The following is a 26,187-nucleotide window of genomic DNA, read 5'->3' on the forward strand; positions in this document are numbered from 1 at the left end:
GCCCCTCTTGTCATTCACCCACGGCAGCCGAAATGATGGCTTCACGATCCGGCTCGTCGGCCAGGTCAATGCGAATCGCCGTGCCGTCGCCGGCCGGCTTGCGCAAAGCTCTGGCGCCTTCGGGAACAACAACCAGCAATCGTTTCTCCTCCAGCGCCTGAAGCCTTGATCGGGAGATGCCGAGTTCGCCGGCGAGCAGACGGTCGAGCCGCAGCGATGTCGGCATTTCCAGCCCAAGCCTGATTTCAAGCGCGGCTGCGGGTCGGCCTTCGCCGCCGAGCCGGTGTTTGTGAACGGCGACATCGGGAAACTCCTCGACGCGGCTGACCCGGTTTCGCAAAGCCACGACATCGAAGGCATGGCGGCGGGCGAGGGCCGGATCGTTGCTTTCGAGCGCTGCCAGCAGCGCGGGTTCGATGTCGCGGCGGTTGCAGCGTTCGAAAATGCCGAAATTCCACGAATTGTCGCAGTCGATGCAGCGATAGATCAGCCAGACATCAATGCGTTTGCCATTGGCGTTGACGCGGAATTTGTCGCTGCAGCGATAGGCTTTCACGGCGCTGCAGCGGTTGCAGTGGACCAGGGGTCGAGGCGCGATTTCGGGCGTGATTGCCCAGTGGATAGCGAGATGTTGGGACAAGCCGGAAGACCTTCCAGTGTGGAAGTTCTTCAGGTCGGCAATGGCGAGATGCCCATGCGGGCACGGCGTGGCGAGAGCTAGCTATGTCGGAAATCAGCTGTCACGGGCGGCAAAGCGCGCGACAACGGTTCAGCAGTGCCAAACCGGTCTCGAACCGCCGCCTGAGGAACACGTGAAATGGAGCAGGCACCGCTTAGTGCGGCGCCCTGCCAAGCGTGATCAGGGGAGTTGGCGAGACCGGCGGTTACTGAGGCAAAATGAAGCTCGAAATGAATGTCGGGACGGTTCTTCTAGCGGCAAGATGCCGAGCGGGCAAGGTTCATAGGGTGTCTCGCCCTGCTCAGGCGAAGGCGATCTGTACCTTCATCGATTTGTTGCGGTCGCCGGCGATCTCGAAAGCCGCAACCGCCTCGTCCATTGGATAGATGCCGGTCAGCAGCGGCTTAACGTCGACGCGACGGTTGTTGATCAGATCGACGGCCAGCGCGAACTCGTCGTGGAAACGGAAGGAGCCGCGCATTTCGATCTCCTTGGCGACGATGAGATTCTGAGGCAGCGACATGTCGCCGCCTAGGCCGAGCTGCACGAGCACCCCGCGCGGCTTCAGCACATCGAGCCCGGCTCGCACCGCGCGCTCATTGCCGGAGCATTCGAACATGACGTCGAAACTGCCCTTCTCGACATTGTAGCCAGCGAGCTTGTCGGCATCTGTGGCGACATTGATGGTGCGGTCGGCGCCGATCTCGTTGGCCTTGGCCAGAACCGCGTCCATGACATCGGTGACGACGATCTCACGCGCGCCGTGGACACGTGCGGCAAGGATGCTGAGCGCACCGATCGGCCCGCAGCCGGTGACCAAGACCCGCTTGCCGAGCAGCGAGCCGGCGCGGTTGACGGCATGCAGCGTTACCGCGAACGGCTCGGCAAAGGCGGCTTCGTTGATGGAGACATAATCGGCGATCTTGTGGCACTGCCAAGCCTCGGCGACGAGGCGCTGGCGGAAGGCCCCCTGTATGTGCGGCATCGGCATGGCGCTGCCGTAGAATCGCATGTCGAGGCATTGGTTCTGCACGCCCTGCAGGCAGTATCGGCACGCATTGCAGGGCCGGCTGGGCGAAATAGCGACGCGGTCGCCGACGGCGAGGCTGGAGACGCCGGCGCCAAGCGCCTTCACCGTGCCGGCGACCTCATGTCCGAGGATCATAGGCTCGCGCAGGCGCACCACGCCGAAGCCGCCATGATTGTAGTAGTGCAGGTCCGAGCCGCAGATGCCGCCGGCCTCGACCGATATTTCGACCTGTCCGGCGCCAGGCGCGCCCGAATCGGTCTCTTCGATGCGCAGGTCTTTTGCGGCGTGGATGACGATTGATTTCACGGCCGCGATCCTTTCTCAAACCGCTGGCACGGGCAAGTCCGATCTCCGAAATGTGTCGCGTTCGTTGGCCCATCAGGCAGAGGGGTGCCAAATTGACGCCGATCGGATATTCTTCGCCATCCAACGCTCGAAGGCTCCGTCATGCACCTCACCTCGCTCCTGATCTTCGCCGCCGCTTTGTTCGTCGCCGCCGGTTCGCCCGGACCGTCGATCGCAGCCCTTGTCGCCCGCGTCATCTCGAAGGGCTTTCGCGACGTGTTCCCGTTCCTGCTTGCCATGTGGATCGGCGAGGGCATCTGGTTGTCGCTGGCGGTGTTCGGGCTGGCGGTCGTGGCGCAGACGTTTCATTTCGCCTTCGTCGTCGTGAAATGGGTGGGCGTCGCCTACCTCGCTTACCTCGCCTGGAAGATGTGGACGGCGCCGGTCGAGGCCAGGGAAGGCGAGATGCCGCGTGAGGATTCGCCGCTCAAGCTCTTCTTTGCCGGCATGGCGGTGACGCTCGGCAACCCCAAGATCATGATGTTTTATCTGGCCCTGCTGCCGACGATCATCGACCTTGCTTCGGTCAGCGTCATCGGCTGGGTCGAACTGACGGCGACGATGGCGGTTGTGCTCATCGCCATCGATCTCGCCTGGGTGATCGCGGCGTCACAGGCGCGCAAGCTGTTGAAAAGCAAGCGCGCCATGAAGATCGCCAACCGCGTCAGCGCCACGACGATGGCCGGCGCCGCCGCGGCCATCGCGGCGCGATCCTGATCGCCTTTCTATGGCACCTCAAAACTAGACTTTGTCCAACAGGTCCATGCTGTCGCCGGTGCCCACTTTCCAGCCGGCGAAGCATCCCAAAACGCCACAGGCGCGCATCGTTCGCCAACATAAAGCCAGCGAACGCCGCCACGTCCCGGGTAGATGGAAAACCCGACGCCGATGTTTGCAGCTTCGGAGCCGCACTCGGTGCACGCCCATCGTTCCGGCTGGGCTTCGTCCCAAAATTCCTCGCTGTCGCAGATAAGATGCTCGGAGCCACAGGCTGTGCATGTTCGTCGCGCTACACCCTCGTCATCGTCGGCATCGAGGAGAAACGAGATGGAACCGCACTTGCAGCGGGCGAGCCTGAAGTCGTGAACCTCATATCCTTCGGAGGCATACCCCTCCAGGTATTCTGCGATGTCCGTGGTTCCCTCCAACCCACCATTTGCCTGAGGTGTCTATGGTCATGAGTTATCTCGTCTATGGCGTGATATCGTTCGTTCGGCCGCATATCGATGGCCGCCGTTACGACTCTCTATTTAGCTGTCGGCGTAACAGTTATGTTCCATATGTCGCCGAACACCTTTGTCCTGTTCTGCCCAATTGCCTCAAGCTTTTCCTCGTACAAAACATGTCTGGTCACGCCGCTATCGATGTCGACCGTGCAGTCAGCTGTGTTTGATTTGTGAACCGCAGCATCGGTACGGACGATCTGCTTCTCCGTTTTACCCGTTTCTGGATTCAGTTTCTCGACCGTGTCGACAAGAACCCCGGAGAGTTTCTCGGCATCCGAGGTCATGTGGAATTTCAACGTTGCCGTCCGCGCAATCTGATCGACGCCAACGAGCAGACTCGAGCGCGAATTGGCGAAGGGGTCACCGGCTTCATTTAGCGTCGTGTCGGTCGACGCTGTTTCCCTGCCTATGGGTAAATCGCTGTTCTGGCAGGCCGCTATGATATCAAGTTCCTGTAGGAAGTAAGGAACAGCCGTCTCGGGAGTTAGACCCGCGAAAAACTTACGAATCGTATTTTGAGCTGCTTCGTGATTGGCGTATTTGGGCAGTGCGAACAGCTCCTTCTCGACGACGTCTCGAAAAGCTGGCCAACTCTTCAGGGCAACAGGCGCTCCCCGAATGTCGGTATCGAACTCGATGCGCATTCCGCGAAGCGCCGAGACGGTAGCCCAATTGTAAAGCGGGACTGGCCCGCTGCTAAGTTCTGTAGTGGTCCAGGCAGAGGAATAGCCGCCTTCGCGGCTTTCTATCACTTCATATCGACCGCTGATCCTGCCTCTTTCCGTTGAGGTGACGCCGCGATCGGCAATCGTCTTCGTCCGCTCTATTTCGACAAGCCAGACTTGTCCCGCGGTTGGTTGGTAGGGAAGGGAAATGGATGCGCCGGCGGGGGCGGTTGTCTCACCATGCGTTTCATGGCCTACCAGCAAAACCGATACGATGGCGGCTGCAAAGATAGAAGCTCGAACCACTTAACCCTCACCTCGCCATGGCGTGGTATTCGTCGTTCGGCTGCATGTCGATGGCCGCCGCCACGCGGTTCGACATGTTGAAGAAGGCGGCGGTCGAGGCGATGTCCCAGATGTCGCGGTTGGTGAAGCCGGAGTTGCGCAGTGCTTCCCTGTCCGCCTCGACGATCTTTGCCGGCTGTTCCGTCAGCTTGACGGCGAATTCGAGCATCGCCGTCTGTTTCGGTGAAAGATTGGCAGCGCGGAAGTTCATCACCATCATCTCGCCGAGAGCCGGATCGCCGGAGAGCTGGCGCACCGCCGCGCCATGCGCGGTCAGGCAATAATAGCAATGGTTGATCGAGGAGACGACGACCGCGATCATCTCCCGCTCCAGCTTCGACAGGCCGGATTCACTCAGCATCAGATCATTGTAGGTGTCGGTAAAGGCGCGCAGCTTCTTCTCGTCGAAGGCATAGGCAAGAAGCACGTTGGGAACCAGGCCGAGCTTTTCCTCGCATTTGGCGAAATAGGCTTTTGTCGCCTCGCTCAGCTCCGCGATACCGAGGTCAAGTGCGCTGATTTTGCCGGACATGGGGTCTCCTCCTGGTTCACCGCCGCCTGACCGTCGAATTCCTGTAATTCTTATCGAGCCGTCAAACCTTTGTCGCCAAACAGCGGTCATCTGCTACCATAGTCGTAAAAGCATGTGACGGGAGGACAACATGGCGAGCGTGAAATCCGCAGCTAAGCCGAAGAAAACAGCCACTGCCGGGGTGAAACCCGACGGGAAGCCGGCCAGGCTCGCCGACTATCTGCTGGCCCGCGCGCCGGCCGAAGACATTGCCGCCTATGACGCCGCCGACCTGGAGCGCGCCGCCGACCTGGCAGGACGTGCGGTCGCCGCCCACAAGAAGGGCCAAAGTGTCGTCGCCGTCGATGCCGGGTCGGGCGTCTCCCGCGAGGGCCGCCCGATGACGATCATCACCGTCGTCAACGACAACATGCCGTTCCTGTTCGATTCGATCCTCGGCGAGATCACAGAAACTGCCGGCGAACCGACTTTGGTCACCCATCCGGTCATCGTCGTGCGTCACGGCAAGGCCGGCGTCGACGAGATCCTCGGCGACGGCAGCGCCCTCAAGGACGATGGCAATCACGACCGGCTGAGCGTCGTCCATGTCCATATTCCGCGCCTGACGGCGGAGCAGGCCGACGCGCTGGCCGACCGCCTGCGCAAGATGCTCAACCAGGTGCGCGCCGCCGTCAGCGACTGGAAGCCGATGCTCGCCCGTCTCGACCAGGCGATTTCCGAATTCCGCTATTCCGCCGTGCCGCTCGACAAGAAGAGCGTTGCCGAGGCCATCGCCTTCCTTGAATGGCTGCGCGACGACAATTTCACTTTCCTTGGCATGCGCGAGTTCAAATATTCCGGTGGCGCGGAGAGCGGCAATCTAGAGCGCGCCGACAAACCCGGTCTCGGCATCCTCGCCGACCCGGATGTGCTGGTGCTCCGGCGCGGCACCGAGGCGGTGACGACGACGCCCGAAATCCGCGCCTTCCTGCATGGGCCGGAGCCGCTGATCGTCACCAAGGCCAACGCCAAGTCGCTGGTGCACCGCCGCATTTATCTCGATTATATCGGCGTCAAAACCTACACCGCCAAGGGCACGCTTGCCGGCGAGTTGCGCATGGTCGGCCTGTTCACCTCGACTGCCTACACGCGCTCGGTGATGAAAATCCCGTATCTGAGGTCAAAGGCCGAGACCATCATCGCCAAGTCCGGCTTTGACCGGCACGACCATTCCGGCAAGGCACTGATCAACGTTCTGGAGAGCTATCCGCGCGACGAACTGTTCCAGGTGCCGGTGCCGATCCTGAAGAAGCACGCCGCGGCCATTCTCGGCCTGGTCGAGCGGCCGCGGGTCCGGGCGCTGGTGCGCGCCGACCAGTTCGACCGCTTCGTCTCGATCCTCGTCTTCGTGCCGCGCGACCGCTATGACAGCGTCGTGCGCGAGAAGATCGGCACCTATCTCAAGACCGTCTTCGAGGGCCGTTTGTCGGCTTACTATCCGGCTTTCCCCGAGGGCGGGCTGGCGCGTGTGCATTTCATCATCGGCCGCTCCGGCGGCAAGACGCCGAAGGTCGAGCAGGCGGTGATCGAAGCGGCGATCCGCGACATCGTGCGAACCTGGGACGACGCGCTGGCCGAAGCCGCGGAAGCCGTCGGCGGCGATCCATCGCTGAAGGCGATCGCCGCGCGTCTGCCTGAGAGCTATCGCGATTCCTTCAGCGCGGCCGTCGCGCTGAAGGATGCGGGGCGCATCGCCGGCATCAGCACCGCCAACCCGATCGCCATCGACTATTACCGCCATGCCGAGCAGAAACCGCATCAGGCAGCGCTGAAGATCTACCACCACGGCAGCCCGGTAGCGCTGTCGCGTCGCGTGCCGGTGCTGGAAAACATCGGCTTCCGCGTCATCAGCGAGCGCACCTTCGAAGTTGGCGAGGACGGCGGCGACACCGTCTTCGTCCACGACATGGAACTGGAGAACAGCTACGGCAAGCCGATCGACCTCAGCGATGGCGGCGCGCTGTTCGAGGACGCGTTCCTGTCGGTCTGGCGCGGCGACATCGACAATGACAGCTATAACGGGCTTGCCCAGACCGCCGGCCTGTGGTCGGGCGAAGTCAGCATTCTGCGCGCCTATGGCCGCTACCTGCAGCAAGCCGGTATCCCGCAGAGCCAGGATTTCATCGCGGCCGCGCTCAACCGCTATCCCGACATTGCGCGCGGCCTGCATGCGCTGTTCGTCGCTCGTCTCGGCCCGACCGCCGAGACGGAAGGCGTGATCGCCGCCAAGCACCTCAAGGCCAAGATCAAGGACGCGCTGGAGGAAGTCCCTAACATTGATGACGACACGATCATCCGCCGCTATCTCAACCTGATCGAAGCCTCGTTGCGCACCAACCATTTCGTTGCGGGAACGAAGGCGCGGGGCCAGTCGCTGGCGATCAAGCTGGACTCGCAGGCGGTCGAAGGATTGCCAGCGCCGCGGCCGTGGCGCGAGATCTTCGTCTATGGTTCCGAGGTCGAAGGCGTGCATCTGCGCTTCGGCCCGGTTGCGCGCGGCGGCCTGCGCTGGTCGGACCGCGCCCAGGATTACCGCACCGAGGTGCTCGGCCTGGTCAAGGCGCAGCAGGTCAAGAACGCCGTCATCGTGCCGGTCGGCGCCAAGGGCGGCTTCTATCCGAAGAAGCTGCCGATGAGCGCCGGCCGCGACGCCATCTTCGAGGCCGGCACCTCGGCCTACAAGAATTTCGTTTCCAGCCTGTTGTCGATTACCGACAATATCGGCCTCGATGGCGTCATACCCCCAGCCGGCGTCGTCAGGCGCGATCCTGACGATCCCTACTTTGTCGTCGCCGCCGACAAGGGCACGGCAACCTTCTCCGACACCGCCAATGCCATTTCGGAGAAACACGGTTTCTGGCTCGACGATGCCTTCGCCAGCGGCGGCTCGGCCGGTTACGACCACAAGAAGATGGGCATCACCGCCAAAGGCGCCTGGGAAGCGGTCAAGCGGCATTTCCGCGAGATCAACCGCGACATCCAGGCCACCCCCTTCACCGTCGTCGGCGTCGGCGACATGTCGGGCGACGTGTTCGGCAACGGCATGCTGCTGTCGCCGCAGACCAGGCTGATCGCCGCCTTCGACCATCGCGACATCTTCATCGATCCCGATCCAGACAGAGTGGCGTCGATGGCCGAGCGCGAGCGCATGTTCGCGCTGCCGCGTTCGTCTTGGCAGGACTATGACGAGACCAAACTGTCGGAAGGCGGCGTCATCGTCTCGCGCAGCCAGAAGTCGATCACGCTGCCTGCGGCAGCGGCGGCGGCGATTGGCCTCGCCAAGACCACCGCGACACCGGCCGAGATCATGACCGCCATCCTCAAGGCGAACGTCGACCTTCTGTGGTTCGGCGGCATCGGCACGTATTTACGGGCCTCGGGCGAAACCAATGCCGAAGTCGGCGACCGCGCCAATGACGCCATCCGCATCACCGCGCTCGATGTGCGGGCCAAAGTGATCGGTGAGGGCGCCAATCTCGGCGTCACGCAGCGTGCCCGCATCGAATTCGGCATGAATGGCGGTCGCTGCAACTCCGATGCCATCGACAATTCCGGCGGCGTCAACTGCTCCGACGTCGAGGTCAACATCAAGATCGCGCTGGCGTCCGCCATGCGCAAGGGATCGCTGACCCGGCCGGCCCGCAACAAGCTGCTGGCCGAGATGACCGACGAGGTCGCCGGCCTCGTGCTGTCCAACAATTACGAACAGACGCTGGCGCTTTCCATCGCCCGCAAGCGCGGCCTTGCCGACATCGCGCACCAGAGCCGGTTCATGGCGGCGCTGGAGGCTCGGGGCCTGCTCGACCGCGCTGTCGAGACGCTGCCGTCGCCGGCCGCCCTTGCCGAGCGCGAGGCGCGTGGCGAGCCGCTGACCCGGGCGGAGCTTGGCGTGCTGCTCGCCTATGCCAAGATCGTGCTGTTTTCCGACATCGTCGCCAGCGACGTGCCTGACGACGCGCATTTCGACCGCGACCTGATGGGCTATTTCCCTGACCGGATGGCGAAGAAATATGCGGCCGAGATCCATGGCCACCGGCTGCGCCGCGAAATCATCGCCCGCGTCGTCGCCAACGATCTCGTCAATCGCGGCGGACCGTCATTCGTCAACCGGCTGCAGGAAGCCACGGGGCGCAGCGCGGCCGACGTGGTGCGCACCTTCGCCGTGGTGCGCGACGGCTTCGCGTTGCCGGCGCTCTATCGGGAGATCGATGCGCTGGACAGCCACATCGACGGCCAGGCGCAGCTCGATCTCTACCAGTCCGTCAGCCGGCTTATCTTCGTGACCAGCGGCTGGTATCTGAAGAACGATGCCGGCACCGCAGCGCTCGGCCAGCGCATTGCCGAACTGCAAGAGGCGCGCATGGCGCTGGAGCCGAAGCTGCTCTCGCTGCTACCGGCCTTCTCGCGCGAGCGGGTCGAAGAGCGGCGGCACGGCCTCTTCAAGGCCGGCGCCCCGGAAAAGCTCGCCGGGCAGCTGGCAATGGCCGATGTGGCGGGACTGATCCCCGACATCGCACTGACGGCGCGCACGGCCAATGCCGACGTCGTCGCCTCGGCCAAGGCGTTCTTCGCCGTCAGCGATGCCTTCCGCATTCCGCGCGTCGAAGAGGCGGCGCGTTCTATCACGCCGTCGGACTATTACGACCAGCTGGCGCTGTCGCGCGCCACCGACACGATCGGCGCGGCGCGGCGCGGCATCGCGGTGGCGGCTCTCGCCGGCCATGCCGGGACGGCGGATCCTGTGGCGGCCTGGCTGGAAGCCGGCGGCGAGCGCGTGGCGCGCATTCGCGAGCGGCTGCAGGCGCTGACCGAAGGCGGGGATATCACCGTGTCCAGGCTGTCGGTGGCTTCGGGGCTGATGAGCGATCTGACGGGGATGTGAGGCTCGGGACTTACCCTCCCCCTTGTGGGGAGGGTCGCTGCGAAGCAGCGGGGTGGGGGTGCGGCACCGACCCCCACCCGGACCTTCGGTCCGACCTCCCCACAAGGGGGAGGTAGGGGCGCGGCGCCTTTCTTCGCGTCTCTATGCAGGTAGACAGCGGCGACATCCAGGTGAGGGGCAGCGCGAATCTTTGGCGGTTTGCATGAGCATTCGAAACATGCAGACATGGCGTCCGACAAGCGCGGTGTCCGGGGGAATCATCATGGCGGCGATAGATGCAGTGCAGCGGGCATCCGGGCGTGGCATCTGGGGGTGGATGTTCTTCGACTGGGCGGCGCAGCCGTTTTTCACCGTCGTCACCACCTTCATCTTCGGGCCTTATTTCGTCTCGCGCATGGCGAGCGATCCGGTCTCAGGCCAGGCGGCCTGGGGCTACGGCATCGCTGTTGCGGGCCTGGTCATTGCCGTGCTGTCTCCCATCCTCGGCTCGATTGCCGACCAGACCGGGCCGCGCAAGCCATGGATTGCGTTCTTCGCCTCGATCAAGATCATCAGCCTTTGCCTGCTATGGTTCGCCGCTCCCGGCTCGAACCTTTTCCTGGTGGTGCTGTTCTTTTCTCTCGCTTCGGTCGCGGCGGAATTCTCGACCGTGTTCAACGATTCGATGATGCCGCGCCTGGTGCCGAAGAGCGAGATCGGCCACGTCTCCAACATTGCCTGGGGACTTGGTTATCTCGGCGGCATGATCGCGCTGATCTTTGTCGTCGCCTGTCTGGCGGGTTCGCCGGAGACCGGCAAGACGATCATCGGCATCGACCCGCTCTTTGGGCTCGACCCGAAACTCGGCGAGGACGCGCGCGCCACCGGGCCGCTGTCGGCCGGCTGGTATTTCCTGTTCATCCTGCCGATGTTCTTCTTCACGCCAGACGCCATCAAAGGCATTCCGATCGGGCCGGCGGTGCGCGAGGGGCTGTCGGAACTGGAGTCGACGCTGACTGAAGTGCGCCGGCGCAAAGGCATCTTCCGCTTCCTTGTCGCCCGCATGATTTATCAGGACGGCGTCAATGCGCTGCTCGCTTTGGGCGGCACATTTGCGGCAGCGATGTTCCACTGGTCGATCACCGAGATCGGCATGTTCGGCATTATCCTCAACGTCGTCGCCATCGTCGGCTGCCTGGTTGCCGCATGGCTGGACACCGCGCTTGGCTCCAAGACCATCGTGATGATTTCGCTCGTCCTGCTCAGCATCGCCACCATCGGCATCGTTTCGACCGGGCCAGGCTACACATTGTTCGGCGCCTGGATGATGCCGGGAGCCGATAGTGGCGGCCTGTTCGGCACGGCGGCGGAAAAGGCCTACATTTTCTATGGCCTGTTAATCGGGCTGGCGTTCGGACCGGTGCAGGCGTCGTCACGCTCCTACATGGCGCGCAGCGTGACCGCAGCCGAATCCGGCCGCTATTTCGGCATCTATGCGCTGGCCGGAAGGGCCACGAGTTTCCTGGCGCCGTTCATGGTGGCGTCGATCACGCTCGCCAGCGGCTCGGCGCGGCTCGGCATGGCGGCCATCGTGCTGTTCCTGGGCGTTGGGATCGCGATATTGATCTGGACGCCGTACCCGGCGGATCAGCCGGTGGAATAGCGCCGCACTTTTCCTTCTCCCCTTGTGGGAAAAGGCAGAGGCGCTCAATGCCTGAAATGCCTCACGCCGGTAAACACCATAGCAATGCCATGCGCGTCGGCAGCGGCGATAACGTCGTCGTCGCGCATCGAGCCGCCGGGCTGGATCACCGCCGTGGCGCCGGCTTCGATGGCTGAGATCAGCCCGTCGGCGAAAGGGAAGAAAGCGTCGGAGGCGACCACCGAGCCCTTGGTCAACGGCTCCGCGAGGCCAGCTGCTTCCGCCGCGTCGAGGGCCTTGCGGGCGGCGATGCGCGAGGAATCGACGCGGCTCATCTGGCCGGCGCCGATGCCGACGGTAGCGCCGTCTTTTGCATAGACGATGGCGTTCGACTTGACGTGCTTGGCGATGCGGAAAGCGAATTTGAGGTCGGCCATCTCGGCCGCACTCGGTGCGCGCCTGGTCACCACCTTGAGCTCGAGATCGTCGACCACCGCGTTGTCGCGGCCCTGGACGAGCATGCCGCCGGCGACGGATTTCACAGTGATGCCGCCGGCGTGCGGATCGGGCAGACCGCCGGTGACCAGCAGTCGCAAATTCTTTTTGGCGGCGATGATGCGGACAGCGTCCTCCGACGCGTTCGGCGCGATGATCACCTCGGTGAAGGTTTTTACGATCTCCTGCGCCGCTTCCGCATCGAGGATGCGGTTCATGGCGACGATACCGCCAAAGGCCGAAACCGGGTCGCAGGCCAGCGCTCTCGCATAGGCAGCAGCCAGCGAAGCGTCCTCGGCGACGCCGCACGGGTTGGCGTGCTTGATGATGGCAACGGCGGCGCAGCGGTTGGGGTCGAACTCGCCCACCAGCTCGAAGGCGGCATCGGTGTCGTTGATGTTGTTGTAGGACAGCTGCTTGCCCTGCAACTGGCGAGCCGTGGCGACCCCCGGCCGCTTGTCGCCATTGACATAGAAGCCGGCGCTCTGATGCGGGTTCTCGCCATAGCGCATGACACTTTCCAGCCTGCCCCCGAAGGCGCGCCAGGTCGGATGCTCGATCTCCAGCGTTTCGGCGAACCAGCCGGAGATCGCCGCATCGTAGCTGGCGGTGCGGGCAAAGGCCTTTGCCGCCAGCTTCTGGCGGAAATCCAGCGACAGCGAGCCGATGTTCATCTCTAGCGCGTTCAGCACCGAGGCATAATCGCCGGGATCGGTGACGATGGCGACATAGGCATGGTTCTTGGCCGAGGCGCGGATCATCGCCGGGCCGCCAATGTCGATGTTCTCGACAACAGCGGCATAGTCGGCGCCGGAGCGGCGGACCTCCTCGAACGGGTAGAGATTGGAGACGAGCAGATCGATCGGCTCGATGCCGTGATCGTGCATCGCCTTGGCGTGTTCGGGATCGTCGCGCACGCCGAGCAGTGCGCCATGCACCGACGGGTGCAGCGTCTTGACGCGGCCGTCCATGATCTCGGGAAAGCCTGTCAGTTCCGAGACGTCACGCACCGCCAGCCCCGCCTCGGCGATCGCCTTTGCCGTACCTCCGGTCGAGACCAGCTCGACGCCAGCCGCGACCAGCCCTTTGGCGAAGTCGGTCAGGCCGGTCTTGTCGAAGACGGAAAGCAGGGCGCGGCGGACCGGAAGGAGGTCGGGTGCCGGAATGTTCTTGGCGGCGACGGCCATGGGCTGGCGGCCTTTCAGGGCTGATTGGAGAGCGTTGCCGGGCCGTAGCACATGAGGTCAGGAAATCAAGCCGGAAGCTCGATCAAGCCGGCGCCGGCAACGACGCTCAGCTGTTCTCGGGATAGCCGGCGATGCCGGTGCGCGTGAGCTGCCAATGCACCTCGGCGATCTCCGAGGCCTTGAAGGCGAGCACGATCTGGCGGCTGCGGCGCGGGCCGCCAAGGCCGGCGAAATAGATCGATTCCTCGACCTCCGGCACCACTTCGGTGCAGGTGAACACCCATGTGTCGGCCTGGTCGGCGGTCAGCACCAGGCGGTCATGCTCGTCCTGCAAAAGGTTGATATCAGGGTGGATGTGGAAGCGCACCACGACGAAGTCGCGGCCATTGTTGCGGATCGCCGCACCGCCCGGGCGGAGGAAGCGATCCCTGCCGGCGAGCACATTGCCCTCGCTCGACAGTTTCAGCTCGCGCTCATGCAGGAAGCCAAAGCGCTGCATATAGCCGTCATGGCGGGCGATGAAGCCTTGCGTGCCCTTCTGGTCGATGCGCTTGCAAGGCACATGCTGCGGGCCGCCGAGCAAGGGTGAGCCGAGCAGGTCGTTGACGCGCAGCGAATGGGAAAACCGCGCCGACGAGGTGTCGTTGATGGTGGCGGTCGAATGCGCCGCGGTGGCACGGGCCAGCGGCCGGAACTCGGCAGCGCCATAGGTGTCGATGCCGGCATTGACGATATAATGCTGGCGACCGGACGAGAGTTCGAAGGCCAGGCACCCGGCATGCGCGGCGTTGGACACATCGACGGCCGGCGACGGGCCGGTATCGGCAATCACCGTCACGCCGCCCATCGACAGGCGCTCATAGCCGGAATGCGGCGCGTGCAGCAGCGGCGCGCCGGCGGTGTCGTCGTGGCGCAAGATGGTGGCTATACGGTCGTGGATGGTGGCGCCCATGCCGTTGAAGCGGGCGAGGCTGCCATCCTGATGGCGGAAGAAGCGCAGCGCCGGCAGCATGCGGTCGATGGCGCCCATCAGGGCGGCCGGTGGCGTTTCGGCCTGGTTGGCATAGGTCTGACGCAGCGGCAGGAGATCGGCGAGCAATTCGAGCACCGCCATCGGGTTGCGCGAAATATGGCCGCCATCGGGAAGGATCTGGCGGTCGAGTTCTTCCGCCAGGTTGCGGGTGGCGCCGCGCAGTGCCGAGGCCGGCGCCGGCAGCGACAGCGCGGCGAAGGCAAGCGCGATACGAGCGCGCAGCCTGTCCTTGCCGTCCGGCATCTCGCGCGCCATCGAGCGGAGATAGCGGATCTGCACGGCGAGCGATTTCAGGAAGGCGCGATAGAACGGAAATTCGGCCCCTTGTAGGACAACCGAGGAGTGTTGCAACCAGGCAATGACTCGCTTGGCGGTGGTGCCGGGCTCCCAGGCTATGCCGGAAATCTGGTTGCCATGCATGGCGATCCAGTCGGAGACAAGCGCGCGTGCATTGGCGGCGGCCAGCTCGGTGCCGGCGGCGCGCATATGGCGCAGCCAGCGAAAGCCGTGCAGCGTCTTCACCCAGCCGCGATTGGCGACATCGATCTGGAATGGCGATTTGCCGCCGGTCTCGACCAGATGTCCCGACAGCGGATAGCGGCCATAATAGATCTCGAGCGCGATCTGCGGATCGGCGAGCCTGAGGTCGGGCGGTGCAATCAGGACGCGTTCGGGCGTGCGCCCGGAATAGCGCCAGCGATAGACTGGCCCTGCGCGAAGGCGCCGGCGCGTCTTGCGCCAAAACTCCTTAGCGACAAGCGTCCACAGACGTGTCGTGCTGCCGGCAGCCAGTGCCAAAACCCCTCCTCGTCGCCTGGAGATAGAGCATGCTGTCGCCCGAAAACCGCGTCACACTTTTCGGCATCATGTTCCGGTACCCCAGCACAAGCTTATATGATTCAAGAACTTGTGCGAAGTCGAATTCCGCCGACGTGAAGCGCCTCACGCTGCCGGCCACCGACCCGCCCCGAAAAAAGTCAAGCGCTTCGCGGGTTTAAGCCCGGCAATCCGGCACTCACTTGCGGTTGTGGCGAGACCGAAATTCGCTGGGCGAACAGTTTTCCCGGTCGCGAAACAGACGGGAGAAATAGAAGGCGTCGTGGATGCCGACGGCGGCCGCAATGGACTCTATGGGCGAATCGGAGGCGGCCAGCATCTGTTTGGCGCGGTCGAGCCTCGTGCGCAGTTGGAAGGCCTTGGGCGACATGCCGGCTGCCCGCGCAAATCTGCGCCGCAAGGTTGCCGGCGACATCGAGAATTTCGCGGCGAAGGCATCGAGATCCACCGGGTCGCACGCGCAGCGGCGCAATTCGTCGATGATGGGCTGCATGTCAGCGGCATCCTGGAGGCTGGGGTTTCGTTGACGGTTGTTCCAATCCATTGCCTGGCGGGCAGCACGCACGACGATGCGATGCATCGTGGCGGCGGCTTCTGCCTGGCTCAGCATCGTATCGAGCGACAGCTCACCGTGCAGCCTGTCGAACAGCCGCTGCATTTTGCCGAGGTCGCGCAAGGGGACGACAGGGGCGTCCTCGGCGATCAGCCGCAGCCGGGTGAAATCGCGTATCAAGGCCCCGTCGAAGAGCGCCCAGCGTTCGAGCCAGCCCGATGCGTCCGGCCCGTAGGAATGCATTCTCCCGGGAAGCAGCCAGAACAGGGCCGGCGCTTGGATCGTCTGCATGCCGGCAGTCCTGGTTTCAAGCCAGCCTTGACCGTTCTCAATCAGCACCACGGCGAATTCCGGCAATTTGCGCGCTTGGATCGCCTGAGTGACGCGATGCCGACCAATCCCTGTAACCGACAGGCCGCCGGCCGCGGCCGGTGCGGATCTGTAGAGTGCGTAAGAGAGATCGTTCATGAGCGAAAAGTCCATGGCTTCGTTCTGTCCATGGGCGAGTGTGCGAACAGTATGACATTTCCAGCTAAGGATAAAAAATCGCAGGTGGCTGAAATGTCAAGCTCAACAGGTGGCACGCAACGACAGATTCCTGTTGCGTCAATCGATCTGAACGCCAACGGCAAGACATTATCGATGGCGCCGAACCGGTTGGGTCATCTCGTGCCAACCGACGCCGGGGTCGGCATCGATGCCATTCGCGGCCTCCTTGCCGAGCAAGGCTATGTCTGGCTGAAAAGTATGCTGCCGCGCCGCGACGTCATCGATTTTCGCGGCTGGGTGTTTTCGTATCTGGCCGACACCGGCTTGCTGCAGCCCGGGTCCGATCCCGCGCTTGGCCTGGCGGCGGCCGCCGGCACGTTCGACCGTCAGCTCGCCGATCGCCGGTTGATGGCGCTGGTTCGCTCCACCGCCTATGAAGGGTTTTGCGCACAGCCCCGGATGGCGCGGCTGATGGATGGGTTTGTCGGCGGGCTGTCCTATTTGCACAAGCGCAAGATCATGCGCTTCACCCAACCGGGCACCGCCGTGGCGACGCCGGCGCATTACGATCTCGTCTATCTTCGCGGCGGCACCAGCCGCATCGTCACGGCCTGGATCCCGATCGGCGACGTTCCCGTCGACATGGGCGGCCTGGTCTATCTCGAGGGATCGCACGCCATCGGCCTCGACATGGAAGCCCGGTTCGCCAGGGACAATGCCGGGCTGAGCCCGCAGGAGCGCATCAGCGCCTACAACAGGAACATGAGCGAGGGCGGCTGGGTGTCGAAGGACCTGCCCGACATGGCGGAGCGGTTCGATACACGCTGGCTGATCGCGGATTTCGAGGCCGGCGATGTCGTCCTCCACTCGCCCTATATGATCCACGCCTCGACGACCAACCAGAGTGCGGAGGGGCGTATCCGGCTCTCCACCGATATCCGCTACCAGAATGTGGATGATGAGATCGATGCAAGGTGGAGGAAGCACTGGAGTCTGAACGACATGCTTTAGGCATGTCGTCGCGTCGGAGTCAGGCCAGACGTCGCATGCGGGCTGCGAAGAAGCCGTCCAGGCCGGAAACCCCTGGCGAACCACTGTCAAGATCGGCGGGTGTGGTGCGCAGCGTGCCTTGCGGGGTCAGGAAAGCGTCGATGCCGGCGATTTCGCCGGGCTGCAGTGGATCGTCGGCGACGGTTTTGTTGCCGGCCAGAAAGACGCGATACAGATCCTCGCCTTCGATTGGGTCCAGCGAACAGTTGGAAAAAACAATCCGACCGCCCGGTTTGACCAAAGTGACGGCGCGGGCGAGCAGCTTTGCTTGCAGATCGGCTAGCTTTTCGACGTCGGCTGCCGTCTTGGTCCATGGCACGTCGGGGTGGCGCCGAACCGTGCCGGTGGAAGAGCAGGGCGCGTCGAGCAGGACGGCGTCGAAAAGCTCCGCCGGCTGGTATTTCAGCAGATCGGCCTGCACGATCTCGGCGGACAGCCCGAGCCGTTCGAGGTTCTGCGTCAGCCGCGCCAGCCGGTTCTTCGAGGTGTCCACGGCGGTGACTTTGGCGCCGGCAAGGATCAGCTGAGCGGTCTTGCCGCCGGGGGCGGCGCAGAGGTCGGCGACGCGTAATCCTTTGACATCGCCGAACAGCCGCGCCGGAAAACTGGCGGCGGCGTCCTGGACCCACCATGCGCCTTCGCTGAAGCCCGGCAGTTCGGTGACGGAGGCGTTGAGCTTTTCCACTCGCACCGTGCCGGTCGGCAGCACGATGCCGCCGAGCTTTTCGGCCCACAGTTCGGGATCGGCCTTGACCGTGAAATCGACCGGCGCCTCAACGCGATGCGCCGCCAGGATCTGTCTGGTCATCTCGGCGCCATAGGCGGCCTTCAGCCGGTCGGAGAACCATTTTGGCGCCTCGTCGGTGGCGGCAAGAGCTGCCGGCAGTTCGGTCTCCTTGGCGCGCACCAAAGTGCGCAGCACGCCATTAACGAGGCCGGAAAAGCGCTGCGTGCGTGGGTCCGACTTGGCGTGGGTCACAGCCAAATCGACGGCGGCGCTGTCGGGGATGTCGAGGAACAGGATCTGCGCCGCCGCAACATGCAGGATGTGCGACAAAGCTGTGGCGTTGGGTGGCAGCGGCTTTTCAAGGCGGCGGGCGAGGAGCCCGGCAATGGTCATGCGGTAGCGCAGCGCGGTCACCAGTATGGCGCGCACCAGGCCGCGGTCGCGCAGGTCGAGCACCTTGTATTGCGGATGGCCGTTCTCGTGGTCCGTCAGCCCGTCGAGCGGCGTCTTGGCGTCGATAACGGCGGCCAGCAGCCGCGCCGCTGCCTTGCGCGCGGCGAGGCCGGCGACGAATTCGTCCGAGCTGTTTTCGCGATCGCCTGAATGTGCGGGCCGGGATCTGGCGCCGCTCACGACCACGGACCTTTGGGTCCGGTCGGATTGCGGCCCCACGGATTGGCTTTCGGCTTGGCCGGTCTGGTCGGCGGAGTGGGGCGTGCTGCCTTGCCCCACGGGCCTTGCACGGCATCGGCCGGGAATTCTTCTGTTTGCCCGGGCGTCGGCGCTTGGCGCGGCGCCGGCTGGCGGCCTGCCATGTCGCGCGCCATCGCCTGCAGCGCGGCGATGCGGTTGTCGGTATTCGGGTGGGTCGAAAACAGGCTGTCCATGCGCTCGCCGTGAAGGGGATTGATGATGAAGAGATGCGCGGTCGCGGGATTGCGTTCGGCATCCTGGTTGCGGATGCGTTCGGCGCCGCGGGCGATCTTGTCAAGCGCCGATGCCAGCCAAAGCGGATTTCCAACGATTTCGGCGCCGCGCCGGTCGGCCTCGTATTCGCGCGTGCGGCTGACCGCCATCTGCACGATCATGGCGGCGAAGGGTGCGACCAGCATCGCCACCAGCACGCCGACAAAGCCGAACGGGTTGTTGTTGTCGCGGCTGCCGCCGAAGAAGAAGGCGAAATTGCCGAGCATCGAGATGGCGCCGGCGAGTGTCGCGACAATGGTCATGGTCAGCGTGTCTCGATGCTGGATGTGGGCCAGCTCATGCGCCATGACTGCCGCCACCTCCTCATGCGACAGGCGCTCCAGCAGCCCGGTCGAGGCCGCGACCGCGGCGTTCTCGGGATTGCGGCCGGTGGCGAAGGCGTTCGGCTGCGGATTGTCGATCAGATAAGTCTTGGGCATCGGCAGGCCGGCCTGCTTGGCCAACGCCTCGACGATGGCGTGGAATTCGGGCGCGTTCTTCGCGTTGACCTCGACGGCGCGGTTCATCGACAGCACCATCTTGTCGGCATTCCAGTAGCTGAACAGATTGGTGCCCGCGGCGACCAGGAAGGCGATCATCATGCCGCCGGTGCCGCCGATCAGAAAGCCGACGCCCATGAACAGCGCCGTCATCGCGGCCAGAAGCATGGTGGTGCGTAGCGTGCTCATCATCTGCTCCCTGTGCGGCCGTGGCAAAAAAAGGTCGATCGGGGTGAACTCATGGCTATATGATGGGAAACGCCGCCCTTCGTTTCAATCCGCCCGGACTATCGCATGACCGACCAACCCAGCAAAGCCGATGCCGACCGGGAGAAGGACCTGACGCCGGCGGCCAGCCGAGCGCTGGCTGAAGCCGAGGCGCGCCGTGAAGCGTATCGCCAGAAGGAAGCTGCGTTGCCGAAGGAAATCGGCGGCCGCGGCGGCAAGGAACCCGGCCGCTACGGCGACTGGGAAGTGAAGGGACTGGCTAGCGATTTCTAGGGGTTCAGGAACGGAAGAACTGGGGAACTGGTGAACTGAAGAGTTGAAGAAAAAGGCGCATAGCAGTTCTCCAGTCCTCCAGTCCTCCAGTCCTCCAGTCCTCCAGTCCTCCAGTCCTCCAGTTCCTCAGGCCGCGCTGCGCTGTGCCCCCAGCGTCATCCAGCCGCTGTCATCGATGGCGATGGAGACGGTTTCGTAGCCGCCAATCGAGTTGTGCTGAGTCGTCATTGGATGCTGGTGAGTGGCGCTGATCACCATCACCGACGCGCCCGCTGCTTCCGCCGCCGCGATACCGGCCGGTGCGTCCTCGAAGACCAGACAGTCGCCGATGTCGACGCCGAGCCGTTTTGCCGCCAGCAGGAAACAGTCGGGCGCCGGTTTGCCGTGCGACACATCCTCGGCCGCGACCACCAAGGCGGGAACCGGGATGCCGGCGGCCCGCATGCGCAGCAGCGCCAACGGGCGCGGCGCGGAGGTGACGATCGCCCAGCGCTCGGCCGGCAGCGCGTTGAGAAACCGTACTGCGCCGGCGATCGGCAGCACGCCTTCGACATCGTCCGACTCGGCCTGCAACAGCACAAACGCCTCATGAACAGGGTCGACGCCGGGAAGCGCCAGCCTGGTGATGGTCTCGACCGCCCGCACGCCATGGATCGTCGGCAGGAAGGCTTCGACGTCGAGACCGTGCTTAAGCGCCCACGCCGCCCAGACGCGCTCGGCCGAGGCGATCGAATTGAGCACCGTGCCATCCATATCGAACAGGAACGCGGCGAATTTTCTGCCTGCAAACATCAGATTTTCCACGGGTTAGGGATCGTTTCGGGAGGTCGAAACATGTCGTTCGACCGTAACGTCGCCACGCCTGCCTGGGAAGCCGCGGGAGAGCCTTTTCGATAGTTCCAGGGAACCATGGTCCCGCCTCTGGCGTTTTGAGCATACTGTTTTCCACGGGATCGAAGGGGCAATCATTGTGATGATCCGGCTCGGCTACGAAATCGCCATTGAATGCGTCGGCGCCACGCCGGTCATCTCGCTGCTTGATATCCACAGGGATCGTCAGGCCGACATCAAACGGCAGACGCGCGTGCTGACGTCGCCTTCAGTGCCGAGCAAGGTCTATCACGATCTGTTCGGCAATACCTGCCGCCGCTTCACCGTACCCGCCGGCAGTTTCCGCATTCTCTATGACGCAGCCGTCGAGGACAGCGGCGAGCCTGACGCGGTCAACACGCTGGCCAGGGAAGTGCCGGTGGCGGAACTGCCGGACGATGTGCTCGGCTACCTCCTCGGCAGCCGCTATTGCGAGACCGATCATCTGAGCAGTCTGGCCTGGCAGCTTTTCGGCCATGTTCCCTCCGGCTGGGCGCGGGTGCAGGCGATCGTCGACTATGTCCACAACCGGCTGTCCTTCGGCTATGGCTATGCGCGGTCGACGCGTACCGCAGCCCAAGCGCATGAGGAGCAGGTTGGTGTATGCCGCGACTTCGCCCATCTGGCGATCACGCTCTGCCGCTGCATGAACATCCCGGCCCGCTATGTGAACGGTTATCTCGGCGACATCGGCGTACCGGCCGACCCGGCGCCGATGGATTTTTCAGCCTGGATGGAAGTGTTCCTCGACGGCAAGTGGTACACGTTCGACCCGCGCCACAACAAACCCAGGATCGGCCGCGTCGTCATCGCGCGCGGCCGCGATGCCACGGATGTCCCGCTGCTGCACAGTTTCGGCCCACACCAACTCTCGCTGTTCAAGGTCTGGACCTACGAGCAGGAAGGCAAGCTGTTCAATCCGCCCTATCACGGCGTCGACAAGACGATCAGCGCGCGGATGCTGGCGTGACCGGATTCTGATCTGCTTCGACACACAATCCGGAAATGGAAAAGGCCGCCGCTTCTTGACGAAGCCGGCGGCCTTCCGTGTTTCCGTCCGTGGCGCGGCCAATGGCGGCGACCGAGGTCACCCGCCGCGCTTATCGCGCCTTAACGGGAAGACTGCTTCCCGAAAGTGCAATCCGCTGAGGCCACGTTCTGGAAAACGAAATCACTCGACATCGGATCACCTCCTTTCGATTTGTTGAACACGTACAGATGATGGGGTGCGTTGCAGCAAAAAACAAGATGCCGATTTGAAATAGCTGGCGAGCCGCCTTTTGCGCCGGGTTGCGAAGAGCCGCGAGGGCGGGCAAAATCCATGCAAGGTGGATTGTCAGGACTCGGGAGGATGGCCATGGAGGCAGCCGAGAAGGCCGCGCGCATCGTGCGAACGGTGATCGAAACGCTGAAGCCGGGTTTTGCGGTCAAGCTGTGGACCGGCGAGCGGATCGGTCCCGCCATCGGGCCCGTGCTCACCATCAACGACCAGGACATCGTCTGGCAGGTGGTGAAGCGGCCATCGCTGTCGACGCTGATCGAGATGTGGATCTCCAAGACGATAGACATCGAAGACGGGACGATTTTCGATTTCTACGCACTGCCGTCGCAAGGCAAGCTCAGGACCAAGCTCAAGTCGCTGCCGAAGCTGGCGATCCTGCGCGACCTGCCGGCGGTGCTCCTGTCACGCAAGCAGATGAGTGCACGCACCGATCTGTCGGGTCGCAACCCCTATGTCAGCGGGTCGAGCCAGGAGGCGATCCAGCATCACTACGACATTTCGAATGCCTTTTACCGGCTCTTCCTCGACGAGCGCATGGTCTACAGCTGCGGCTACTTTAAGGATTTCGCCGATGGCATCGACCAGGCGCAGGCCGACAAGCTCGACCATATCTGCCGCAAGCTCAGGCTGAAGCCGGGCGAAAAGCTGCTGGACATCGGCTGCGGCTGGGGTGCCATGCTGATCCATGCGGCCAAAAATTACGGCGTCGTCGGCCATGGCGTGTCGCTGTCGCAGGCGCAGACCGATCTCGCCCGCGAGCGCATCCGCGCCGAAGGGCTGCAGGACCGCATCACCATCGAAATCAAATCCTATACGGAGCTCAAAGGCTCCTTCGACAAGATATCGTCGATCGGCATGTTCGAGCATCTCGGCCTCGCCAACCACGCCACCTATTTCAAGACCATCCATCGCTTGCTGAAGCCCGGCGGCATCTATCTGCACCACGCCATCACCAGGCGCAGCAAGGGCGACTTGAAGAAAACCTTGCGCAAGGGGCCGGAGTTCAAGGCGCTGCTCAAATACATTTTCCCAGGCGGCGAACTCGACACGATCGGCATGACGCTGGGCAATCTGGAGGCGCATGGCTTCCTGGTCTACGACGTCGAGAATCTGCGCGAGCACTATGCGCGCACCTGCCGGCTGTGGGCCGAGCGGCTACAGGCTCGCTTCGACGAGGCGGTCGCCGAAGTCGGCGAGGCCAAGGCACGGCTGTGGCTGCTTTATCTCACCGGCTGCTCGATCACCTTCGAGCGCGCCTCGGCGCAGATTTTTCAGACCGTCGTCACCAAACGCGCACGCGGGCCGAGCGGGCTGCCGCCGACACGGGCGGATCTGTATCGGTAGAGATAGGATTCGGGGCCGAACCCCACGCTTTCCAAGGTCTGCGATTCGCTGCCTCGCGGTAGAGGCCTACACGAACCGCATCGGCGCGCCGATCTCGACGCGGGCAGGCCTGTCCACAGTGCAATAGACGCCAAGATTGTGCGCGTTGTGGCGGACCAGATTGCGCAGGATGCCGGGATCGTGGTCGAAGCCGTCCTGGCTGATGATGGTGAAGCCGCAGCGGCGGCACGGCTCCGAGACGGTCACCAGCAGATCGCCGATGGCGAGCTTGCGGCCAATCCATTCGGTCTCGGGAAACGAGCCTTTGACCGCCGCCATGTCGACGACGATGTTGGGGCGGAAGCGGCGCGGATCGGGAATGCCTTCGGGGTGCAGCGCCTTGAGCCGCGCCAGCGATGCGGTGGTCAAGAGATGGATCGGCGCTTTGCGGTAGCGCGCCGCGGTGAGCGGGCCGGTGTAGCCGGGAGCGTTGTCCTGGCTGAACGGCCTGATCGAGGCGGCGAAGCCGAGATAGGCCGAGATGGCTTGGTCGCATTCCACACCCGGCACTGCCAGCCAGTCGCCGTCGGGAACGGCGATCTCCAGCTTGCGGTCCTTGCTCAGCCGGGTGCGGATGCGCGGCACCTTGTGCCACTTGGCGTCGCGGTCGGGCCGCGCGATCTCATTGTCCGAGACATCGACAAGGCCGAACAGCCGGTCGCCGTCGATGGTTTCAAGGCCGACCGAAATGGCGTCCTGGCGTTCGCCGGCAAGCGAACTTGCGGGGTAACGCCAGAGCTCCGTGACTGCGCCCAGTGCAGCCATCAAATCCCCTCAGCCCTTCTTGTTCTGGCGGTTGGCGATCAGATCATCGACCACGGCCGGATCGGCCAGTGTCGAGGTATCGCCGAGCGCGGAAAAATCGTCCTCGGCGATCTTGCGCAGGATACGGCGCATGATCTTGCCGGAGCGGGTTTTCGGCAGTCCGGGCGCGAATTGCAGCTTGTCGGGCGAGGCGATGGCGCCGATCTCCTTGCGGACATGGGCCACGAGCTCCTTGCGCAGTTCCTCGCTCGGCTCCACGCCTTTCATCAAGGTAACGTAGCTGTAGATGCCCTGGCCCTTGATGTCGTGGGGATAGCCGACGACAGCTGCTTCCGACACCTTCTCATGGCTGACGAGCGCCGATTCGACCTCGGCCGTTCCCATGCGGTGGCCGGAAACGTTGATGACGTCGTCGACGCGGCCGGTGATCCAGTAATAGCCGTCGGCGTCGCGGCGACAGCCGTCACCGGTGAAGTATTTGCCCTTGTAGGTGGAGAAATAGGTCTGCACGAAGCGGTCATGATCGCCATAGACCGTGCGCATCTGGCCGGGCCAGGAATCGGCGATGCAGAGATTGCCGTCGGCCGCCCCTTCCAGCACCCTACCTTCGCCGTCGACCAGCTGCGGCCTGATGCCGAAGAAGGGCCGCGTCGCCGAACCAGCCTTGAGGTCGGTGGCGCCGGGCAGCGGCGTGATCAGGATGCCGCCGGTCTCGGTCTGCCACCAGGTGTCGACGATCGGCACCTTGCCGTTGCCGACGATGTTGAAATACCACTCCCAGGCTTCCGGATTGATCGGTTCGCCGACCGAGCCCAGCACGCGCAGCGACTTGCGCGAGGTCTTCTTCACCGGTTCGTCGCCGGCGCCCATCAGCGCGCGCAGCGCCGTCGGCGCGGTGTAGAAGATGTTGACCTTGTGCTTGTCGATGACTTCCCAGAAGCGCGACTGCGAGGGGTAGTTCGGCACGCCCTCGAACATCAGCGTGGTGGCGCCGTTGGCGAGCGGGCCATAGACGATATAGCTGTGGCCGGTGACCCAACCGACATCGGCGGTGCACCAGTAGATATCGCCATCATGGTAGTCGAAGACATATTGGTGGGTCATCGCGACATAGACGAGATAGCCGGCGGTGGTGTGCAGCACTCCCTTCGGCTTGCCGGTCGAGCCTGAGGTATAGAGGATGAACAGCGGATCCTCGGCCTTCATCTTCTCCGGCTTGCAGTCGCCTTTCACCGTGGCGATCTCGTCATGGTACCAGATGTCGCGTCCCTGGACCCAGCCGGTCTTGCCGCCGGTGCGACGAACGACGACCACCTTATCGACCTTGGTGCCGGCCTTGGCGGCGATTTCGATCGCTCTGTCGGTGTTTTCCTTCAGCGGGATCGGCTTGCCGCCGCGCAGGCCTTCGTCGGCGGTGATGACGAAGGTCGACTTGCAGTCATCGATGCGGCCGGCCAGCGCGTCCGGTGAAAAGCCGCCGAAGACGATCGAGTGGATGGCGCCGATGCGGGTGCAAGCCAGCATCGCGTAGGCCGCTTCCGGGATCATCGGCATGTAGATGGTGACGCGGTCGCCCTTCCTGACGCCGTGCTTCTTCATCACATTGGCGAGCCGGCAGACATGCTCGTAGAGCTCGTTATAGGTGATCTTCTTGTCGTCGTAGGGATTGTCGCCTTCCCAGATGATGGCTGTCTGGTTGCCGCGCTTCTTCAAATGGCGGTCGATGCAGTTGTAGGAGACGTTGGTTTCGCCGTCCTCGAACCATTTGATCGAGACCTTGCCCTCGAAGGAGGTGTTCTTGACCTTGCTGAACGGCTTGAACCAGTCGATGCGCTTGCCGTGCTTGCCCCAGAACTTGTCCGGATTCTTCACGCTGTCGGCATACCATTTGAGGTAGGTGTCGTTGTCGATCAGCGCATTCTTCTTCCACGCCGGCTGGACGCGGTGGATCTTCACCTCGGACATGTCTTCACTTTCCTCCCAAACCACCCCGCCGGCTTGACCACAGCCAGGATCACGGCGACGCAGCCGCGAATTCGGCGGCATTATTAACAGTTCCGCGCTGACGGCAACATTAGACGTTGGATTCGCGTGGCGCGATGCCGCAGCTCCCGTTTCGGTTGTATCAGCACTCGGCAGCGGTCGCTGCTAACTGCATGTTTTCGTGCATAAAACCCGACTGGGA

At 63.5% G+C, this 26,187-nt stretch carries 19 protein-coding genes; 7 read left to right on the forward strand and 12 right to left on the reverse strand.

Annotation, left to right across the window (positions count from 1 at the left end; genetic code table 11):
• Nucleotides 1–10: 10 nt before the first annotated feature.
• Together NLY43_RS20120 and NLY43_RS20125 are read right to left on the reverse strand one after the other, a co-directional pair.
• The gene (locus NLY43_RS20120; RefSeq protein ID WP_023712046.1) at nucleotides 11–640 is read right to left on the reverse strand and encodes a DUF1062 domain-containing protein; all 630 of its coding nucleotides are present in this window, start codon (nucleotides 638–640) and stop codon (nucleotides 11–13) included.
• A 340-nt stretch (nucleotides 641–980) separates the two neighbouring features.
• Entirely contained in the window at nucleotides 981–2,015 is a 1,035-nt protein-coding gene (locus NLY43_RS20125; protein WP_023712045.1) for an L-idonate 5-dehydrogenase, read from the reverse strand.
• A 141-nt stretch (nucleotides 2,016–2,156) separates the two neighbouring features.
• On the opposite strand from NLY43_RS20125, the gene NLY43_RS20130 reads away from it, so the two are divergent.
• Nucleotides 2,157–2,771 (forward strand): LysE family translocator, encoded by a 615-nt coding sequence (locus tag NLY43_RS20130; protein WP_023712044.1) that lies wholly within the window; start codon nucleotides 2,157–2,159, stop codon nucleotides 2,769–2,771.
• Nucleotides 2,772–3,300: 529 nt separating this feature from the next.
• On the opposite strand, the gene NLY43_RS20135 is transcribed toward NLY43_RS20130, so the two are convergent.
• Together NLY43_RS20135 and NLY43_RS20140 are read right to left on the reverse strand one after the other, a co-directional pair.
• Complete coding sequence (locus NLY43_RS20135; RefSeq protein ID WP_156935557.1) at nucleotides 3,301–4,251, reverse strand: hypothetical protein; 951 nt, start codon at nucleotides 4,249–4,251, stop codon at nucleotides 3,301–3,303.
• Nucleotides 4,252–4,258: 7 nt separating this feature from the next.
• Nucleotides 4,259–4,822 (reverse strand): peroxidase-related enzyme, encoded by a 564-nt coding sequence (locus NLY43_RS20140; RefSeq protein ID WP_023712042.1) that lies wholly within the window; start codon nucleotides 4,820–4,822, stop codon nucleotides 4,259–4,261.
• 130 nt (nucleotides 4,823–4,952) lie between these two features.
• On the opposite strand from NLY43_RS20140, the gene NLY43_RS20145 reads away from it, so the two are divergent.
• Together NLY43_RS20145 and NLY43_RS20150 are read left to right on the forward strand one after the other, a co-directional pair.
• Nucleotides 4,953–9,743 (forward strand): NAD-glutamate dehydrogenase, encoded by a 4,791-nt coding sequence (locus NLY43_RS20145; RefSeq protein ID WP_023712041.1) that lies wholly within the window; start codon nucleotides 4,953–4,955, stop codon nucleotides 9,741–9,743.
• Between the two features lie 262 nt (nucleotides 9,744–10,005).
• Complete coding sequence (locus NLY43_RS20150; RefSeq protein ID WP_023712040.1) at nucleotides 10,006–11,385, forward strand: MFS transporter; 1,380 nt, start codon at nucleotides 10,006–10,008, stop codon at nucleotides 11,383–11,385.
• 44 nt (nucleotides 11,386–11,429) lie between these two features.
• Here the strand turns inward: NLY43_RS20150 and purH are convergent, their stop codons facing one another.
• The 3 genes from purH to NLY43_RS20165 all read right to left on the reverse strand — a co-directional run bounded on the left by purH (nucleotide 11,430) and on the right by NLY43_RS20165 (nucleotide 15,937).
• Nucleotides 11,430–13,046, reverse strand: coding sequence for a bifunctional phosphoribosylaminoimidazolecarboxamide formyltransferase/IMP cyclohydrolase (gene purH, locus NLY43_RS20155; protein WP_023712039.1), 1,617 nt, complete (start codon nucleotides 13,044–13,046; stop codon nucleotides 11,430–11,432).
• Nucleotides 13,047–13,152: 106 nt separating this feature from the next.
• On the reverse strand, nucleotides 13,153–14,877 hold the full coding sequence (locus tag NLY43_RS20160; protein WP_023693200.1) for a heparinase II/III family protein: 1,725 nt from the start codon (nucleotides 14,875–14,877) through the stop codon (nucleotides 13,153–13,155).
• Between the two features lie 217 nt (nucleotides 14,878–15,094).
• Nucleotides 15,095–15,937 carry a helix-turn-helix transcriptional regulator gene (locus NLY43_RS20165; RefSeq protein WP_023712038.1) on the reverse strand — a complete coding sequence of 281 codons (843 nt, stop codon included), beginning with the start codon at nucleotides 15,935–15,937 and terminating at the stop codon, nucleotides 15,095–15,097.
• 174 nt (nucleotides 15,938–16,111) lie between these two features.
• Here NLY43_RS20165 and NLY43_RS20170 point away from each other — a divergent pair, with 174 nt between their 5' ends.
• On the forward strand, nucleotides 16,112–16,969 hold the full coding sequence (locus tag NLY43_RS20170; RefSeq protein ID WP_502882179.1) for a phytanoyl-CoA dioxygenase family protein: 858 nt from the start codon (nucleotides 16,112–16,114) through the stop codon (nucleotides 16,967–16,969).
• A 19-nt stretch (nucleotides 16,970–16,988) separates the two neighbouring features.
• Here the strand turns inward: NLY43_RS20170 and NLY43_RS20175 are convergent, their stop codons facing one another.
• Together NLY43_RS20175 and htpX are read right to left on the reverse strand one after the other, a co-directional pair.
• On the reverse strand, nucleotides 16,989–18,374 hold the full coding sequence (locus NLY43_RS20175; protein WP_023712036.1) for an RsmB/NOP family class I SAM-dependent RNA methyltransferase: 1,386 nt from the start codon (nucleotides 18,372–18,374) through the stop codon (nucleotides 16,989–16,991).
• Nucleotides 18,365–19,390, reverse strand: a complete 1,026-nt coding sequence (htpX, locus tag NLY43_RS20180) for a zinc metalloprotease HtpX (RefSeq protein WP_023688861.1) — start codon at nucleotides 19,388–19,390, stop codon at nucleotides 18,365–18,367. The genes NLY43_RS20175 and htpX overlap by 10 nt, the downstream gene beginning before the upstream one ends.
• Before the next feature lie 105 nt (nucleotides 19,391–19,495).
• On the opposite strand from htpX, the gene NLY43_RS20185 reads away from it, so the two are divergent.
• Nucleotides 19,496–19,702, forward strand: coding sequence for a DUF1674 domain-containing protein (locus NLY43_RS20185; protein WP_023688862.1), 207 nt, complete (start codon nucleotides 19,496–19,498; stop codon nucleotides 19,700–19,702).
• 126 nt (nucleotides 19,703–19,828) lie between these two features.
• On the opposite strand, the gene NLY43_RS20190 is transcribed toward NLY43_RS20185, so the two are convergent.
• On the reverse strand, nucleotides 19,829–20,494 hold the full coding sequence (locus NLY43_RS20190) for an HAD-IA family hydrolase (RefSeq protein ID WP_023668644.1): 666 nt from the start codon (nucleotides 20,492–20,494) through the stop codon (nucleotides 19,829–19,831).
• Nucleotides 20,495–20,672: 178 nt separating this feature from the next.
• On the opposite strand from NLY43_RS20190, the gene NLY43_RS20195 reads away from it, so the two are divergent.
• A complete protein-coding gene (locus NLY43_RS20195; RefSeq protein WP_023712035.1) occupies nucleotides 20,673–21,542 on the forward strand; it encodes a transglutaminase-like domain-containing protein in 870 nt (289 codons plus the stop codon).
• Nucleotides 21,543–21,929: 387 nt separating this feature from the next.
• Nucleotides 21,930–23,198 (forward strand): class I SAM-dependent methyltransferase, encoded by a 1,269-nt coding sequence (locus tag NLY43_RS20200; protein ID WP_023688864.1) that lies wholly within the window; start codon nucleotides 21,930–21,932, stop codon nucleotides 23,196–23,198.
• Nucleotides 23,199–23,264: 66 nt separating this feature from the next.
• Here NLY43_RS20200 and NLY43_RS20205 read toward each other — a convergent pair whose 3' ends face one another.
• Together NLY43_RS20205 and acs are read right to left on the reverse strand one after the other, a co-directional pair.
• Nucleotides 23,265–24,002, reverse strand: a complete 738-nt coding sequence (locus NLY43_RS20205) for an MOSC domain-containing protein (protein WP_023688865.1) — start codon at nucleotides 24,000–24,002, stop codon at nucleotides 23,265–23,267.
• A gap of 9 nt (nucleotides 24,003–24,011) precedes the next feature.
• Nucleotides 24,012–25,967, reverse strand: coding sequence for an acetate--CoA ligase (gene acs, locus NLY43_RS20210; protein WP_023688866.1), 1,956 nt, complete (start codon nucleotides 25,965–25,967; stop codon nucleotides 24,012–24,014).
• Nucleotides 25,968–26,187 lie beyond the last annotated feature (220 nt).

This window comes from Mesorhizobium sp. C416B (assembly GCF_030323165.1).
Taxonomy (GTDB): domain Bacteria; phylum Pseudomonadota; class Alphaproteobacteria; order Rhizobiales; family Rhizobiaceae; genus Mesorhizobium.